The 16,151-nt window shown below is 74.0% G+C and carries 13 protein-coding genes and 2 tRNA genes; 12 read left to right on the top strand and 3 right to left on the bottom strand.

What is annotated here, in order from left to right:
• Positions 1-443 precede the first annotated feature (443 nt).
• Both ACI79F_RS04195 and ACI79F_RS04190 read right to left on the bottom strand, forming a co-directional pair.
• Positions 444-1,880 (bottom strand): phosphatase PAP2 family protein, encoded by a 1,437-nt coding sequence (locus ACI79F_RS04195; RefSeq protein ID WP_456544145.1) that lies wholly within the window; start codon positions 1,878-1,880, stop codon positions 444-446.
• A gap of 55 nt (positions 1,881-1,935) precedes the next feature.
• Positions 1,936-2,466, bottom strand: coding sequence for a CGNR zinc finger domain-containing protein (locus ACI79F_RS04190; protein ID WP_456544146.1), 531 nt, complete (start codon positions 2,464-2,466; stop codon positions 1,936-1,938).
• A 97-nt stretch (positions 2,467-2,563) separates the two neighbouring features.
• On the opposite strand from ACI79F_RS04190, the gene ACI79F_RS04185 reads away from it, so the two are divergent.
• The 5 genes from ACI79F_RS04185 (at position 2,564) to ACI79F_RS04165 (ending at position 7,859) form a co-directional block, all read left to right on the top strand.
• Complete coding sequence (locus tag ACI79F_RS04185; RefSeq protein ID WP_456544147.1) at positions 2,564-3,769, top strand: MFS transporter; 1,206 nt, start codon at positions 2,564-2,566, stop codon at positions 3,767-3,769.
• A gap of 93 nt (positions 3,770-3,862) precedes the next feature.
• A tRNA-Ser gene (locus ACI79F_RS04180) sits at positions 3,863-3,951 on the top strand.
• Between the two features lie 20 nt (positions 3,952-3,971).
• Positions 3,972-4,044 (top strand) — tRNA-Arg (locus ACI79F_RS04175).
• Positions 4,045-4,169: 125 nt separating this feature from the next.
• Positions 4,170-5,426: a sialidase family protein gene (locus ACI79F_RS04170; RefSeq protein ID WP_456544148.1), complete on the top strand. Its 1,257-nt coding sequence runs from the start codon at positions 4,170-4,172 to the stop codon at positions 5,424-5,426.
• Between the two features lie 198 nt (positions 5,427-5,624).
• Positions 5,625-7,859 carry an MMPL family transporter gene (locus ACI79F_RS04165; RefSeq protein WP_456544149.1) on the top strand — a complete coding sequence of 745 codons (2,235 nt, stop codon included), beginning with the start codon at positions 5,625-5,627 and terminating at the stop codon, positions 7,857-7,859.
• An 80-nt stretch (positions 7,860-7,939) separates the two neighbouring features.
• On the opposite strand, the gene ACI79F_RS04160 is transcribed toward ACI79F_RS04165, so the two are convergent.
• Positions 7,940-8,446 carry a MarR family winged helix-turn-helix transcriptional regulator gene (locus tag ACI79F_RS04160; protein WP_456544150.1) on the bottom strand — a complete coding sequence of 169 codons (507 nt, stop codon included), beginning with the start codon at positions 8,444-8,446 and terminating at the stop codon, positions 7,940-7,942.
• A 106-nt stretch (positions 8,447-8,552) separates the two neighbouring features.
• On the opposite strand from ACI79F_RS04160, the gene ACI79F_RS04155 reads away from it, so the two are divergent.
• The 7 genes from ACI79F_RS04155 to ACI79F_RS04125 all read left to right on the top strand — a co-directional run bounded on the left by ACI79F_RS04155 (position 8,553) and on the right by ACI79F_RS04125 (position 16,105).
• Complete coding sequence (locus ACI79F_RS04155; protein ID WP_456544151.1) at positions 8,553-9,692, top strand: FAD-dependent monooxygenase; 1,140 nt, start codon at positions 8,553-8,555, stop codon at positions 9,690-9,692.
• Positions 9,693-10,031: 339 nt separating this feature from the next.
• Positions 10,032-11,123, top strand: a complete 1,092-nt coding sequence (locus ACI79F_RS04150) for a dihydroorotate dehydrogenase 2 (protein ID WP_456544152.1) — start codon at positions 10,032-10,034, stop codon at positions 11,121-11,123.
• A gap of 16 nt (positions 11,124-11,139) precedes the next feature.
• On the top strand, positions 11,140-12,138 hold the full coding sequence (locus ACI79F_RS04145) for an ABC transporter substrate-binding protein (RefSeq protein WP_456544153.1): 999 nt from the start codon (positions 11,140-11,142) through the stop codon (positions 12,136-12,138).
• Between the two features lie 89 nt (positions 12,139-12,227).
• A complete protein-coding gene (locus ACI79F_RS04140) occupies positions 12,228-13,448 on the top strand; it encodes a hypothetical protein (RefSeq protein WP_456544154.1) in 1,221 nt (406 codons plus the stop codon).
• 152 nt (positions 13,449-13,600) lie between these two features.
• On the top strand, positions 13,601-14,392 hold the full coding sequence (locus ACI79F_RS04135; RefSeq protein WP_456544155.1) for an ABC transporter permease: 792 nt from the start codon (positions 13,601-13,603) through the stop codon (positions 14,390-14,392).
• Positions 14,389-15,300 (top strand): ABC transporter permease, encoded by a 912-nt coding sequence (locus tag ACI79F_RS04130; protein ID WP_456544156.1) that lies wholly within the window; start codon positions 14,389-14,391, stop codon positions 15,298-15,300. Before ACI79F_RS04135 ends, ACI79F_RS04130 begins: the two co-directional genes overlap by 4 nt.
• A gap of 7 nt (positions 15,301-15,307) precedes the next feature.
• Positions 15,308-16,105, top strand: coding sequence for an ABC transporter ATP-binding protein (locus ACI79F_RS04125; RefSeq protein WP_456544157.1), 798 nt, complete (start codon positions 15,308-15,310; stop codon positions 16,103-16,105).
• Positions 16,106-16,151 lie beyond the last annotated feature (46 nt).

Below are 16,151 nucleotides of genomic sequence, written 5' to 3'. Positions count from 1 at the left end.
GACTGGCACGCGCCACCTCCCCGACGTCACGAAGTCGGGAGACTAGCCAGGACCGCATCTCGCGCGCAGCCAGCGCTGTGGACAACCGCCCGATCGGGGTCATCGCGGGTCGAACTCGCACATCGCTTGCGCTGCAGGACCCACGACCCGCGCGGAAGACCCGCAACGGCCGGCTCCTGCGGTTCTCCTCGCGCTCCTGCGGTGCTGCAACACCGCGAGAGCGCGGGGAACACCGCAGGAGTGGCGGCCCGGGGCGCGCGGAGGCCGACCGTCACTCGCCCGCGCGACCACTGCGGGTCGAACTCGCACGTCGCCGGTGCTGCAGGACCCGCGATCCCCGAGGAACACCCGCGATGACCGGCTCTTGCGGTTCTCCCCGCGCTCCTGCGGTGCTGCAACGCCGCGAGCGCGCGGGGAACACCGCAGAGCAGGGGGTGGCCGCCTCAGGTCGTCCGGCAGCAGTAGACGGTCAGCGCGCCGCCCTTGGTGAACGAGAACTCGGTCGCCGCCTCGCCCATCTCGCCGTCGTAGGCGACCGGCTGCGGCCCGGACAGCGAGCGCACCCGCACCGACGTCCCGGTGGTCTCCGCGTAGCCCGACACGCGGTGCGAGACGCCGAGCAGCGTGCCGAGCACCGCGCGGGTCCGGCTGAACGGGATGTCGGCGCGCAGGTACTGGACGTCGAGCAGACCGTCCTCGAGCCGCGGGCGCCAGGCCGGGGCCAGCCCGCGCGGGGTGTACGTGCAGTTGCCGATGAAGAGGATCCACACCTTCACGTACCGGCCGTCCAGGGCGAGCTCGACCGGGGTGCCGTCGCGGAGCGTCCGCGCGACCGCCACCGTCATCGCCGCCCACTTGCCCAGCCGCCCGGACAGCGCGTCGCGCCGGCGCACCATCTCCGGGTAGCTGCCGATGCTCGCGGTGTTGAGGAACGGCGTCCCGTTGAGCCGCGCGACGTCGACCTTGACCGCGGCCCCCGACGTCACCGCGTCGGCGGCCTGCTCGACGGTGTCCACGCCGACGTCCCGGGCGAAGTGGTTGAGCGTCCCGGCGGGGATCACCGCCAGCGGCAGCCCGTGTTCCAGCGCGACCGCGGCGGCCGCCGCGACCGAGCCGTCCCCGCCGGCGACCCCGAGCGCGCGCGCCCGGCCCGACCGCGCCGCCTCGCCGAGCAGCTCGGCGACGCCCCGGTCCTCCGACATCTCCAGCACCTCGGCGCGCGGCAGCAGGTCCCGGATGTCGGCGGCCGGGTCGTACCCCTCGTCGCCCGAGCGCGGGTTGACCGCGACGACCAGCCCCTCGCCCTCGGGCAGCGCCGGCGCGCTGTGCGCCGGCCGGACCCGCGCCGGCGTCCGCGGTCGCACCGCCCACCACTGCCGGCTGGCCGCCGCCACCGCCGTCCCCACGGCGAAGCCGGCCACGACGTCGCCGGGGTAGTGCACGCCCACGTGCACCCGGGAGTAGCCGACGCCGAGCGCCACGGGCGCGAGCGCGATCCCGGCCAGCGGGCTCTCCATCGCCACCCCGGTGGCGAACGCGGCCGCCGAGGCCGAGTGCCCGCTGGGGAAGGAGTGGGTGGTCAGGCTGCGCCGCAGCAGCCGGTGCTCGCCGTGCGAGGACAGGTCGGGACGGCGCCGGCCGAAGATCTGCTTGAGGACGGCGTTCACCACGCTGCTGGTCACCGCGAGCGAGCCGGTGCCGCGCAGCGCGGCCCGCCGCAGCGGCCCCTTGCGGGTGGCCATCAGCGCGGCGACGGCGAACCAGAGCAGGCTGTGGTCGGCGGCGGTGGACAGCCGGCGCAGCCAGCGGTCGGCGGGCGAGGCGGGGATCGCGCCGATCGCGGCGTGCAGGCGGGCGTCCCAGTGCCGCGGTGACCTCACGCGGCGACGGTAGTGGAGTGCGACGGCGCAGGTCAGCTGCTCCTTCGCACTCCGCTCAGGCCTTGCGGCGGGCCCGGTAGGCGGCGACCGTCGAGCGGCTCGCGCAGGTGTTCGAGCAGTAGCGGCGGCTGGCGTTGCGCGAGGTGTCGACGTAGACGTCGTCGCAGCCCTCGGCCGAGCACACGCCCAGCCGCTGCCAGCCGTGCTGCGCCACCACGTGGGACAGCCCCATCGCCACCGTGGTGGTCAACTGCTCGAGCACCGGCGCCCCGGGCTGGGAGTAGTGCAGGTGCAGCTCGCCGTCGTGGTCGGTGGCGTAGGGCTGCGGGTGGGCGCGGGAGAGCAGCGCGTTGAGCCGGTCGAGGACGTCGGCCTGCGTCTCCGCCAGCGCGACCGCGCGGACGAGGTCGGCGGTCTCGGCGGCGGCGCGGGCCTCGTCGGCACCGAGGTCGCGGGACGAGCCGGGGGAGAACCACTCGTCGTGCGCGACGAGGAAGTCGGCGGCCCAGGCGTCGGCGTCGCGGTCGGCGTTGGCCAGGTCGATGGCCAGCTCCACCGCGTTCGACGCGTAGGTGTCGTAGTTCATTTGACTCCCTACCTCCCGGCTCGATACCGTGGTCTGTAGGTGGTCAACCGTTGATGACCGCCTACACATTCCCCGTAGTGCTGAAACGAGTTCGACCGTGCGCGCGTACCTCTCCGTCTGGCGGCTGCCCTCCGCCCCCACCCTGCTGATCGGCGGCTTCGCCGGCCGCCTGCCCTCGGCCATGGTGCCGCTGGCGTTGCTGCTCATGGTGCAGCAGCAGACCGGTTCCTACGCGGTGGCCGGCCTGGCGGCGGCGACCCTGGGCATCGCCATGGCCGTCATGGCCCCGGTGCTCGGTCGGGTGGCCGACCGCCGCTCGCCGCGCCCGGTGCTCCTCGTCCAGGCGGCCGCCTACCCGGTGCTGCTCGCCGGGCTGGTCGCCGTCGTCCTCGCCGGGGCGCCGGCCGAGGCGATCGTCGCCGCCTCCGCCACGGCCGGCGCCGCGACCCCGCTGGTGAGCGGCACCGTCCGCGCGCTGTGGTCGCGGGTCGACCCGCGGGTGCGCCCGGCCGCCTTCGCCCTGGACGCCACCACCACCGAGCTGGTCTTCGTCGTGGGGCCGGCGCTGGTCGCCGGGCTCGCGGTGTTCGCCGCGCCGGCGGTCGCGGTGGCGACGGCGGGTGTGCTCGCGGTCGCCGGCGCCACCGGCATCGCGCTCTCCCGGGCGATGCGCGCCTGGCAGCCGGCCGAGCACGCGCAGACCGGCGTGTTCTCGACCGTCCGCGCCCCGGGCATGCCGCGCGTGCTGGTCAGCGGCGCGGCGCTGATGCTCGGCTTCGGGGCGCTCGAGGTCGCGATCCCGGCCTTCGCCGACGCCGCCGGGTCGCCGGGGATGTCCGGCGTCCTGCTGGCGGTCTGGTCGCTGGGCTCGGTCGCCGGCGGCCTGTGGTTCGGCGCCCGGGTGCTCAGCGTCTCGCTGCCGCGCCAGTACCGGTGGGGCCTGCTCGGGACGACGATCGGGCTGGCGCCGCTGGCCGCCGTCTCCAGCCCCTGGGTCCTCGGCGTGCTGCTCTTCCTGGGCGGCTCGGTGATCGCCCCGACGCTCACCGTGCAGAACTCGCTGGTGGGCTCGATCGCGCCGGCGCAGGCCACCACCGAGGCGTTCACCTGGCTGTCGACGGTGACGGTCGGGGCCTCGGCGGTCGGTGCGGCGCTGGGCGGCGCGCTCATCGAGAGCGCCTCGGGCGTCCCCGGCGCGCTGCTGCTCGCGGTCGCCGGCGCGGCCGTCGCCGTCGCCGTGACCCTCGTGCCCGGCCGCCGCGTCGTCGTCCCCGCTGCGCCGCGGGAGCGGCTGGTCACCTGACCGGGACGCGGACCCGGCCCGGACCCCCGGGCCGGGTCCGCACCGGGCGCTGGTAGTCTCTTCCGCGGTGGTTCCGGGGGGACTCGGACCCCGGGAGGCTTCGCCTAGTCCGGTCTATGGCGCCGCACTGCTAATGCGGTTTGGGTTAACCCCCATCCCGGGTTCAAATCCCGGAGCCTCCGCGCACGACAACTGAACACAGGCACCCGTAGCTCAACGGATAGAGCATCTGACTACGGATCAGAAGGTTAGGGGTTCGAGTCCCTTCGGGTGCACGTCTGGTTGAGACACCGATCTGCGCGCTTCCCCGACGGGGGAGGCGCGCAGATTCGTCTCCGGCCCCGGGTCGCCGCGCGGGAAGTGCTGGTCAGATCCCGGGCGGGTCCGATTTGCTCCGGCCGTGGCCCAGGTCTCCCGCCGAGGCCGGGCCGCGGTGCTCGGCGCCGCGCTGGCCGTCGTCCTGGCCACCGGCGTGACCGAGACGGCCGACGAGGGGGCGCCGGTGCCGCAGTCGGTGTCCCAGCCGGCGTCCCAGTCGACGCCTCGGTCGGCGCCGCAGCCGCCGCCCGAGCCGCCGCCCGAGCTGCCGCCCGTGACCTCCGTGCTGGTCGACGCCTCCGGCGACGGGGCCGCGCAGTACCGCGTGCCCGCCCTGGCCGTCACGGCCGCCGGCACGCTGGTCGCCTGCTACGACGCCCGCCGCGCGAGCCGGGCGGACCTGCCGAACACCATCGACGTCGTCTGCCGGCGCTCGACCGACGGCGGCCGGTCCTGGTCGCAGCGGCAGGTCGCCGCTCGGCACGGGGAGTCCGACGACCCCGCCCTGGCCTACGGCGTCGGCGACCCGAGCCTGCTCCTCGACCGCGAGACCGGCCGGCTGTTCCTCTTCCACATCGGCGCCCCGCCCGGCGTCGGGTTCTACTCCGCGGCGCCGGGCGACCGGCCCGACGACCGCGGCACGCTGCACCCCTGGTACCGGTACTCCGACGACGACGGCGTCACCTGGTCCGACACCGTCGACCTCACCGCGCAGCTCAAGACGCCCGAGACGGCCGGGATCATCGCCTCGGCCGGCAAGGGCCTGCAGCTGGCCGACGGCACGCTCGTCGTCCCCTACCTCTACCTCCGTGACGGCCTCGCGCACGCCGCGTACGGCGTCTCCGCCGACCACGGGGCCACGTGGCGGATGACCGCGCCGCTGCCCGGCCACGACGTCGACGAGCACAAGCTCGAGCAGCTCGCCGACGGGTCGCTGATCGACGTCGGCCGGCCCCGCGGCGCCGACCGCGCCCGGCTGCTCGCCACCGCGCCGACCGTGGACGGGCCCTGGACGGTGCCCGCGCCGCAGCCGGGCATGCCGGACCCGGGCTGCAACGGGGATGTCCTGCGCGTCGACCCCGACCCGGACTCCCCGCGCGCCGACTGGCTGCTCGCCTCGCACGCCAGTTCGCCCACCGACCGCCGGGACCTCGTCGTCCGGCTGTCCCGGGACGGCGGGCGGACCTGGCCGGCCGCCCTCGCCGTCACGACCGGCCCGGCGGGCTACTCGACGATGGTGCGGCTGCCCGGCGGCCGGTTCGGCCTGCTGTACGAGAGCGGCGAGCCGGACGGGCTGGTGTTCACCACGTTCTCGCTGGACGACTTCCCGGCCGGCTGACCCGGGGAGTCCCGTAGCGCAGGACCCGGGTCGGATGGGGGTGCTCCCCGATGGGCGGCGCCCCCGCTTCCCGGGAGGCTCGGCCCGCGGCTGTCGGGCTGGCCCGACACACCCCCCGCCAGCTGGCGGGATGGGACCGCGCGCCCGTGACCAGCAGATTCGGTGCCGGACACCCGTGCACCCAGACAGGAGACGACCATGCAGCGATCCGGCAACCTGGCCGGGCGGGTCGGGCGGTGGAGCGCCCGTCACCGCAGAGCCGCCGTGCTCGGTTGGCTGGCCTTCGTGCTGGCCGCCCTCGCCGTCAGCGCCCTCGTGCCGCAGGGGGAGCTGACCCCCGCGGAGCAGAGCCTCGGCGCGCCGGCCCAGGCCCGCCAGATCCTCGACGACAACGGCTGGGAGGAGCCGGCCTCGGAGATGGTCCTCGTCCAGCGGGACGCCGACGTCCCCGAGGCCGCCGCCACCGCCGCGCTGACCGACCTGGTCGCGGCGCTCCGGGCGACCCCCGAGGCGACGAACGTGGCCAGCCCGCTCGACGGCGCGCCGCTGGTCAGCGAGGACGGCCGCTCCGCCCTGGTCACCCTCGACATCGCCGGCGACCCCGAGACGGCCGACGAGCGGATCGGGCCGATCCAGGACGCCGTGGCCGCGGTCTCCGCCGAGCACGACGACGTCCGGGTCGAGCAGTTCGGCGGCACCAGCGCCGACCTGGCCCTCGGCGACACCCTCGACGAGGACTTCCAGCGCGCCGAGCTGCTGTCCATCCCGATCACGCTGGCCGTGCTGCTGCTGACCTTCGGCGCGCTGGTCGCCGCGGTGCTGCCGCTGGTGTTCGCGCTGACCGCGTTCGTCGGCGCGCTCGGGCTGCTCAGCCTGACCAGCCAGCTGTGGCACGTCGACCAGAGTGCGCAGATCGTCATGCTGCTGATCGGGCTGGCCGTCGGCGTCGACTACTCGCTCTTCTACCTGAAGCGCGAGCGGGAGGAGCGGGCGAAGGGCGCCGGCCCGGTCGACGCGCTCGACATCGCCGCCGCCACCTCCGGCCGGTCGGTGCTGATCTCCGGGATCACCGTCGTCGTCGCGATGGCCGGCATGTTCCTCACCGGGTTCTCCGCCTTCACCGGCGTCGCCTCGGCGACGATCCTCGTGGTCGCCATCTCGGTCGCCGGCTCGCTCACCGTGCTGCCGGCGATGATGGCCTGGCTCGGCGACCGGGTGGAGAAGGGGCGGCTGCCGTTCCTGCGCCGCCGGCCCGCCGACCGCCCCGGCCGGTTCTGGCCCGCCGTCCTCGGGATCGTGCTGCGCCGCCCGCTGGTGGCGGGGCTGCTGGCCGGGTCGGCGCTGGTCGCGCTCGCCGTCCCCGCGCTGTCGATGGACCTGCGCAACGAGAGCGTCACGGACCTGCCGCAGGACCTGCCCGTCATCCAGACCCACAACCGGATCTCCGAGGCGTTCCCCGGCGGGCCGTCGCCGGCGCAGGTGGTCGTCGAGGCGGACGACGTCGAGGCGCCGCAGGTGCAGGCGGCGATCGCCGACCTGCGCGAGCGGGCCCTGGCCAGCGGGCAGATGAACGACCCGATCGACGTCGAGACCAACGACGCCGGCACGGTCGCCGTGGTCAGCGTGCCGCTGGTCGGGGACGGCGAGGAGCAGGCCTCACGCGACGCGCTCGCCACCCTCGAGGACGACCTGGTGCCGGCCACGGTCGGCGCGGTCGACGGGGTGACCGCCGTGGTCAGCGGCGACACCGCCGACTCGGTGGCCTTCGACGAGCTGATGGCCGAGCGGACGCCGTGGGTGTTCGGGTTCGTCCTGGTGCTGGCCTTCGTGCTGCTGCTGGTCTCGTTCCGGTCGATCACCATCGCGGTCACCGCGATCGTGCTCAACCTGCTCAGCGTGGCCGCCGCCTACGGCGCGATGGTGCTGGTCTTCCAGGAGGGCGTCGGCGCCGACCTCATCGGCCTGGACCGCACCGGCGGCATCGTGAACTGGATCCCGCTGTTCCTCTTCGTGATCCTGTTCGGCCTGTCGATGGACTACCACGTCTTCATCCTCGGGCGGATCCGCGAGGGCCACGACCGTGGGCTGTCCACCCGCCGGGCGGTCGCGCACGGCATCACGTCCTCGGCCGGGGTGGTCACCAGCGCCGCGGTGATCATGGTGTTCGTCTTCCTGACCTTCGTCACGCTGTCGATGACCTCGATGAAGCAGATCGGCCTCGGGCTGGCGATCGCGGTGCTGCTCGACGCCACCGTCGTCCGGGCGGTGCTCGTGCCGGCGGTCATGCAACTGCTCGGGGACCGGAACTGGTACCTGCCGCGGTGGCTGCGCTGGCTGCCGGAGCTGCGGCACGACGACGCCGTCCCGGTCGCCGTCGCCGTCCCGGCCCCGCGCCCGGCCGAGGAGGTCCCGGTCCTGGTGGCCCGCGACTGACGTCGGTTCCCTCGACGAGATCTGCACACTCGACGGCATCAGGCGCTGCTGGCGACGACTGTGCAGATCTCGTCGAGGGGTCAGGGGGTGAGCCCGCTCACGGAGTGGGTGAGCGCGCGCAGCAGGTCCGCCAGCTGCGCGCGCTCGGCCGCGTCCAGGCCGGCCAGCAGCCGGTCCTCCAGCGCGATGTGCTCCTCGTAGACGGCGTCGATCCGGGCCAGCCCGGCCGGGGTGAGCTCGGCGTAGACCACCCGCCGGTCCTCGGCCGACCGCACCCGGCGGACCAGCCCCTCGGCCTCCAGCCGGTCGATGCGCAGCGTCGTCGCGGCCGAGGTGAGCAGGGTGGCCTCGGCCAGCTCGCCGGTGGTGCGCCGGTGCGGCGGGTCGGCGCGGCGCAGCTGGGAGAGCAGGTCGAACGCGGCCGGGGTGAGCCCGTGCCGCTCGTGCAGCCGGCGGACGGCGGCCCGCCGCATCAGGTCCAGGCGGGCGATCCGGCCGAACACCCCGATGCTGGCCGGGTCGACGTCCGGCCGCACCGCCGCCCAGCTCGCCACCACCGCGTCGACCGCGTCGTACTCCGCTCCCACCGCCGTCACCTCCGGTCCCTTGCCGCCAAGACATCTAAGGCCTAACAATGTAGGTACTTACACATCTTCGCGCGGCCGGGCCGTGGGGGGAAGGCAGGGAGACGCCATGGGCGAGCAGCAGCGGGTCGGCATCGTCGGCGGCGGCGTGGGCGGGATGGTGGCCGCCATCGCGCTGCGTCAGCTCGGCCGCGAGGTCGTCGTCTTCGAGCAGGCCGCGGCCCTGGGCCGGGTCGGCGCCGACATCAACCTGACGCCCAACGCCGTCAAGGCGCTCGACGGGCTCGGCGCGGGCGTGGGGGAGCGGCTGCGGGAGACCGCCGCCCGGCCGAGCCACCGGATCAGCCGCACCTGGGACACCGGCGAGGAGACCTCGCGGCTGGAGATGGGCGCCGCGGCCGAGGAGCGCTACGGCTCCCCGCAGCTGACCATCCACCGCGCCGACCTGCTCGACGCGCTCGTCCCCGCGCTGCCCGACGGCGTGCTCCGGCTGGGCTGCACCCTCACGGGGCTGCACGAGGACGGCGACCGCACCGTGCTCGCGTTCGCCGACGGCGGCAGCACCGCCGTCGACGTGCTCGTCGGCGCCGACGGCATCCACTCCGTCGTCCGCGAGGCGCTGCTGGGCCCCGAGCAGCCGGAGTTCACCGGGGTCGTCGCCTACCGCGCCGTCGTCCCGGCGCAGCGGCTGGCCGGCGTGCCCAACCTCGGCGCCTTCACCAAGTGGTGGGGGCCGGACCCGGCGACCCAGATCGTCACCTTCCCGCTCAACCGCGGCGAGGACGTGTTCGTCTTCGCCACCCGCCCGCAGGAGTCGTGGCGGGAGGAGTCGTGGACCGCCCCCGGCGACGTCGACGAGCTGCGCCGCGCCTACGCCGCCTTCCACCCCGAGGCCCGGGCCCTGCTCGACGCCTGCGACTCGGTGCTCAAGTCGGCGCTCTACGTCCGCGACCCGCTGCCGCGCTGGTCGGCCGGCACGCGCACCCTGCTCGGCGACGCCTGCCACCCGATGATGCCCTTCATGGCACAGGGCGCCGGCATGGCGATCGAGGACGCCGTCGTGCTCGCCCGCGCCCTGGCCGCGCACGAGCCGGCGGACGTCGCCGCCGCGCTGCAGGCCTATGAGGCCGCCCGCCGCCCGCGCACCGCCGACGTCCAGATCGGCTCCCGCGGCAACGAGTGGCTCAAGGTCGCCGGCAACGCCGACTGGGTCTACGCCTACGACGCCTGGACCGCGCCGCTCGGCTGAGGTCCCCGCCGCCGCGCCGAGCCCCGCCGGCCTCGGTGGGTGTGCAGTTCTCCACGCCATCGCCGGTCGACGACGTGGAGAACTGCACACCTCCGCCGTCGGCGGCGGCCCGGCGACCGACGCCGCCACGGTCGGCCGGGCGATGTAGCGCGCGTCACGGTCGGGTAACGAATGAGTTCCCTCCCGACGAACCCTTGACGGTTCCGGAATCCCGTCGTTTGGATGCCTCACATCACAGCATCTGAGATCAAAGATGCTTGGAGCTGTGGTTCTTGATCATCGGAGACCGGGTCGTGACTCGGCCCGGCGGCGCGGCGGACCCGACGACGGGAGCTAGGCGTGGCTGATCTCTACCAGGACGCGCTGCGGCGGGTGCTGTTCCGGCTGGACGCGGAGACCGCGCACGACCTCGCGGTGCGTTCGCTGCGGATCGAGCAGCCGTGGCGATTGATGAGCCGGCGGCTGCGCGTCCAGGACCCCCGGCTGCACACCACGCTGGGCGGGCTGACGCTGGAGAACCCCGTCGGCGTCGCCCCCGGCATCGACAAGAACGCCAAGATCGTCTCCACGCTGCAGGACCTGGGCTTCGGCTACGTGATGGTCGGCTCGATCCTGCCGGGTGAGCGGCCGGGCAACCCCCGGCCGCGCGTGCTCCGCTACCCGGAGCAGGAGTCGCTGATCAACTGCTACGGCCTGCCCAGCGACGGCCTCGAGCGGTGCGTCGCGCGGCTGCGCCGAGCCCGGCGCGGCGTGCCGGTCGTGGCGAACATCGACGCGCCGACCGTCGAGCAGTACGTCCGTTCGCTCGAGGCCGTGCAGCCCTACGTCGACGCCGTCGAACTGGGCCTGCAGTGCCCGAACAACACCGACGACCCGGGCAACTTCCACACCCCCGCGGTGTTCGAGGAGCTCATCGGCGCGGTGATGGAGCGCCGCACGAAGCCGATCCTCGTGAAGATGGTCGCCTGGCAGAGCACCCAGGACCGCGACAACCGCCTCGACCTGATCGACCGCGGCGTCCGGCTGGGGGTCGGCGGCTTCACCATCCCCGGTACCTGGAGCCAGAGCGAGCAGCGCCTGTCCATCGGCCGCGGGCACGTCTCCGGCCGGATGGCCTTCAGCAAGACCGTCGAGACGGTGCGGGCGATCCGCGAGGTGACCGGCGACCGGGCCAGCATCAAGGCACTCGGCGGGATCTCCTCCGGCCGCGACGCCTACGAGGTGATCCAGGCCGGCGCCGCCACGGTCGAGCTGCTCAGCGCCTTCGTGTACCAGGGCTGGCGGGTCGCCGAGCGGATCAACACCGAACTCCTCGAGATCCTCGACCGCGAGCAGATCCCGAGTCTCGCGGCGCTCCGGGGCAGTGCCCCGGCCGCTGCGGCCAGCGTTGCAGCCGTGCCGTCGGACGCCGAGCCCGGCGTCCGGGCCTGAGGGAGAGGGATCCCGCGTGAAGTCGAGCAGAGCAGTCCTGGCGCTCGTCGCCTCCGCCGCGCTGGCGCTGTCGGCCTGCGGAGGGGACGACGACCCGTCGTCCTCGTCCTCCGGCAGCGGCGGGAGCGGCGGGGGCAACGGCGAGCCGGAGGTCACCGAGCTGACCGTCGGCGCCCTGCCGATCTCCGACTACGCCGCCGTGTACTGGGCGCAGGAGAACGGGTTCTTCGAGGAGGAGGGCCTCGACATCACCATCGAGCCGGTGCCCAGCGGTGCGCAGAGCGCCCAGATGGTCGCCACCGGCGACCTGGACATCGGCTACTCGCACACGATCGCGACGTCGATCGGCACCCAGAGCGGCCTGCCGATCAAGGTGATCGCCGTGACCAGCGCGCTGGGCCCGAACACCCTCAGCATCTACGTGGACCCGAGCTCCCCGATCCAGTCGGTCGAGGACCTCGAGGGGCAGACGATCGGGATCAACGCGCTCAACACGGTCGGCGACATCACCTTCCGCAACATGATCGCCGAGGACGGCCTCGAGGTGGAGCCGAACTGGGTCGAGGTGCCCTTCCCCGAGATGCTCAGCGGCGTCCAGTCCGGGTCGATCGACGCCGGGTACGCGCCGGAGCCGTTCAACTCGGCGGCCCGCCTCGCCGGCATGCGCGAGGTGGTCAACCTCATCGAGGAGGGCGGCCCCAACGACGGGCTCGCGGTCGCCAACTTCGTCGCCAGCGACCAGTTCATCGGCGAGAACCCGAACACGGTGGCCGCCTTCGTCCGCGCGCTGTACGCCGCCGGGGCGGACATCACGGCCAACGAGGCCGGGTTCCGCGAGTGGCTGCCCGGCGTCATCAACGTCGACCCCGACGTCGCCCAGAGCATGGGGCTGCCGTACTTCATCGACCACACCGACGTCGACCAGCTGCAGCGGGTGGCCGACGTCCTGATCGACCAGGGCCTGCTCGAGGACGGCTACGACGCCGCGGAGTACACCTACACCGTCGACGGCTGACCCCGTCGTCCCCGGCTGCCCGGCCCGGTCGCGCCCTCCGGCGCGGCCGGGCCGGGGCCGTGGGAGGCGGGGAGCGGGAAGGAGTGCACGTGTCGACGGCGACCCCGGTGCGCTGGACGCGGTACGTGGGCGCGTGGCTGGCCATCGGCAGCTCGCCGGGCGCGCTGGTGCTCGGCGCGCAGCTCGCCGACGAGGGCGGTCCGCTCCCGCTGGTCTGGGTGCTGCCCGGCATCGCCCTGATGACGGCGCTGCTGGTGCTGCACGGCCGGCTCGGCCTGCGCCCGCCGATCGGCTCCGGCCGCACGTTCGCCGAGCTGAGCCGCGACTACCTCGCGACGCCCGCCCGGACGGCGGTGGGCCTGCTGGTCGCCGCCGGCATGGTCGGCTGGGTCGGCTTCGGGATCGGCATCGGCGGGGAGTCGCTGGCCCGCGTCGCCGACCTGCCCCGGCCGGTGTGCGCCCTGGCGATCGGGGCGCTCGTCGGCGGCCTGGCCCTCAGCGACCCGCGGCTGTGGAACCGGGTCGCGGTGGGCACGACGGTCGCCACCCTGCTCGCCGCGCCGCTGCTCCTGCTCGGCGTCGACCGGGTGCCGGCGCCGGTCACCACCACCGCCGGCGACGGCGCCGCCGCCCTCGTGCTGCTGGCCGCCTTCGTCGGCTACGTCGCCGTGTTCATGCTCCGCTCGCCGGACTTCACCGCGGGGCTGGCGCACCCGGCCGGGCTGCTGGCCTGCGTCGCCGCGCTCGTGGTGCCGGCGCTGGGCCTGGTCCTGGTGGGCGCGGCCCTGCAGTTGTCCGGGGACGCCGGGGGAGACGCCACCCTGGCCGCGGTCGCCGCGATGCGGCTGGGCGCGGTGCCGGTGGGCGACCTGCTGGTCGCCGTCGCGGTCCTGGCGCCGGCGATCGCGGCGGCCTACTCCGGCGGCCTGGCGCTGCGCACGTTCACCGGCGCCCGGCCGCGGGCGGCCACCGCCGTCATCACCGCGCTCGGCCTGCTGCTGGGCCTGCTGGCCTTCCACCGCGTGCTCGTCGACTGGCTCGCCGTCCTGGCCGGGATCGCCCCGCCGCTCGCGGTGCCCTTCTGGTTCGAGGCCGCCCGGCGGCGCCGGGGCCGGGCCGCCCGGCGGATCCCCGCCGCGGTCTGGCTCCCGCCGGCGGCGGCCGGCGGGGCGCTCATGGTCGCCGGCGTCCCCGGGGCGCCGCTGCTGGCGCTCGCGGCGGCGGTCGTCGTGTCGGCGGGCTGGGCGCTCGCCGGCTGGCGCGGCGAGCCGGCCGCGAACAGGCAGTTCGTGCCACCAGAGGTGCGCTGAGTCACACCGGTGACGCCCTGTGTTGCCAGACGATTAAATACCAAGACTCTTTGCGCTCAGCTATTGACGGCTCGCGGAATTCCCGGCGACCATCTGTCTACGGATGTGGCCCGTCCCACTACGGCGCCCACCGGTCACAGGAGGGAGATCCGGTGAAACTCCTGCACGAGCCGCTGAGCGGCCGCGCGCAGGCCGTCCTCGGCGTCGTCGGCGTCATCGGCACCGCAGCGGTCTGGGAGGCGGTCATCCGCTCCGGGCTGCTCGACGTGCCCGGCCTGCCGCTGCCCACCGGCGTGGTGAGCGGCGTCGGTGACCTGCTACCGGACAGCACCTTCTGGGACGCCGTCCTGTTCACCATCGGCGAGTGGATGCTCGGCCTGCTCATCGCCACCGTCGTCGGCGTCCTGGTCGGCGGCCTCATGGGCGCCTTCCGCAGCGTCTTCGTCGCCTTCGAGTGGCCGGTGGAGTCCTTCCGGGTCCTGCCGTCGGTCGCCATCGGCCCGATCCTCGTGCTGGTCATCGGCCAGGGGATGCTGCCGCTGGCGCTCACCGTGGCGCTGGCCTGCGTCTGGCCGATCCTGCTGAACACCATGTACGGCGTCCGCAGCACCGACACCACCGCCGTCATGACCGCGAAGAGCTTCGGCAACGGCGACCTCGCAGTCCTGCGGAAGATCAAGATCCCGAGCGCGCTGCCGTTCGCCTTCACCGGCGTGCGCATCGCCGCCTCGATCGGCCTGCTGGTGGCCGTCAGCGCCGAGCTGCTCATCGGCAACGGCTCCGGCATCGGCGGCTACATCCTCGCCAACACCGCCAACGCGACCAGCCTCGACCTGGTCTACGCGGCCACGCTGGTGGCCGGCGTCCTCGGCGTCGTCGTCAACCTGGTCATGGCCCGGCTCGACGACGTGCTGTTCGGCTGGAAGAAGGGGCTGGCCCAGTGACCATCCAGCAGGGCGCCGACGTCCACGTCCCGCTCAGCGCGCCGGAGTCCGAGGCCGTCGAGGAGCGCGCCGCCGTCGGGCGCCCGCCGCGCAAGAAGGTGCGCGCGGGCTTCCCCTGGCCGGTCTCGGTCCTGCTCCGCCTCGTCGTCCCGGCCGCGATCCTGCTGGTCTGGTGGCAGCTGTCGCAGGACCAGCGGATCGGGCTCTTCGTCAAGGACCCGGTGACCTCCTTCCAGCGGTTCACCGAGGACTTCCTCTCCGGCGACGCGTCCCGCTTCTTCCTCGGCGACGCCACCTTCGACCACCTGTTCCCCAGCGTGGGGCGGGCGCTCGCGGGCCTCGGCATCGCGATCGTCGTCGGCGTCGTCGTCGGCGTGCTGCTGGGCATCTCGCCGGTGGCCACCGCGCTGTTCCAGCCGATGGTGCACCTCGGGCGGTCGCTGCCCAGCCCGGCGCTGCTCGGCGTCTTCTTCTTCCTGTTCGGCACCGGCGCCTCGCCGAAGATCTTCCTGATCGCCTTCAGCGTGGTCTGGCCGATCCTGCTCAACACGATCGACGGCGTGAGCTCCATCGGGCAGACCCGCGCGCAGGCCGCGCAGGTCTTCCGGATCCCCGGCCGGGACGTGCTGTTCCACATCGTCCTGCCCGGCGCCTCGCCGAAGATCTTCGCCGGCATCCGGACGTCGCTGTCCTTCGCGCTGATCCTGATGATCATCTCGGAGCTGCAGAAGTCCGAGAACGGGCTGGGCTACCTGCTCATCCAGTCCCAGCGGACCTTCGACTACGCCGGCTTCTGGGCGGTCCTCATCGTCCTGGTGATCCTCGGCGTGGCCTTCAACTTCATCTTCCTGGCAATCGAGCGACGCGTGCTCGCCTGGCACCGAGGAGCGACCCAGCAGAATGACTGAGGCCCGAGTGACCCAGAACCCAGTGCCCACCAGCGCAGGCAGCGCCGAGCTCCTGCTCGAGGGCGTCTCCCGCAGCTACGGCGACAACCTCGCCGTCCGCAGCATCACCGCCGAGGTCCCGGCCTCCAAGATCAGCGTCATCGTCGGCCCGTCCGGCTGTGGCAAGTCGACCCTGCTCCGGATCATCTCCGGCCTGGACGAGCCCACCGCGGGCCAGGTCCAGTTCGAGGGCACCCCGGTCGCGGGCGTCCCCGAGGGGCTGGCGATGGTCTTCCAGGACTACTCGCGCTCGCTGTTCCCCTGGATGCGGGTCGACAAGAACGTCGCCTTCCCGATCAAGCACCTGCCGGCCAAGGAGCGGGCCGAGCGCGTGCGGTTCGCCATCGAGGAGGTCGGGCTCTCCGGCAAGGAGAAGCTCTACCCCTGGCAGATGTCCGGCGGCATGCAGCAGCGCGTGGCGATCGCCCGCGCGCTGGCCAGCCACCCGAAGCTGCTGCTGATGGACGAGCCGTACGCCTCGGTGGACGCGCAGACCCGCGCCGACCTCGAGGACCTGCTCATGCGGATCCAGGCCGAGCTCGGCATCACGGTCCTGGTGGTCACCCACGACATCGACGAGAGCGTCTACCTCGCCGACCGGATCATCGTGCTGTCGGCGCCGCCGAGCGTCGTCGCCGAGGTCATCGACGTCGACCTGCCGCGGCCGCGCGACCACATCGCCACCAAGACCGACCCGCGGTTCGTCGAGATCCGCGGGCACGTGACCCGGCTGCTCCGCAGCAAGGAGCAGGCGGCTCCCGCCTGACCACCGGCGGTCCTCCCGGACCGCCGTCCGCGCGGCCGGGCCCCCG

Source organism: Blastococcus sp. SYSU D00868 (assembly GCF_054050575.1).
The sequence above is the reverse complement of the archived record's forward strand: the minus strand, read 5'-3'. Positions and strand labels throughout refer to the sequence as shown.

Bases quoted from the DNA above. Each gene is read 5' to 3' on its own strand.
- ACI79F_RS04165 (WP_456544149.1), top strand. From the start codon at position 5,625: ATGCAGCGATCCGGCAACCTGGCCGGGCGGGTCGGGCGGTGGAGCGCC.
- ACI79F_RS04155 (WP_456544151.1), top strand. From the start codon at position 8,553: ATGGGCGAGCAGCAGCGGGTCGGCATCGTCGGCGGCGGCGTGGGCGGG.
- ACI79F_RS04190 (WP_456544146.1), bottom strand. From the start codon at position 2,466: ATGAACTACGACACCTACGCGTCGAACGCGGTGGAGCTGGCCATCGAC.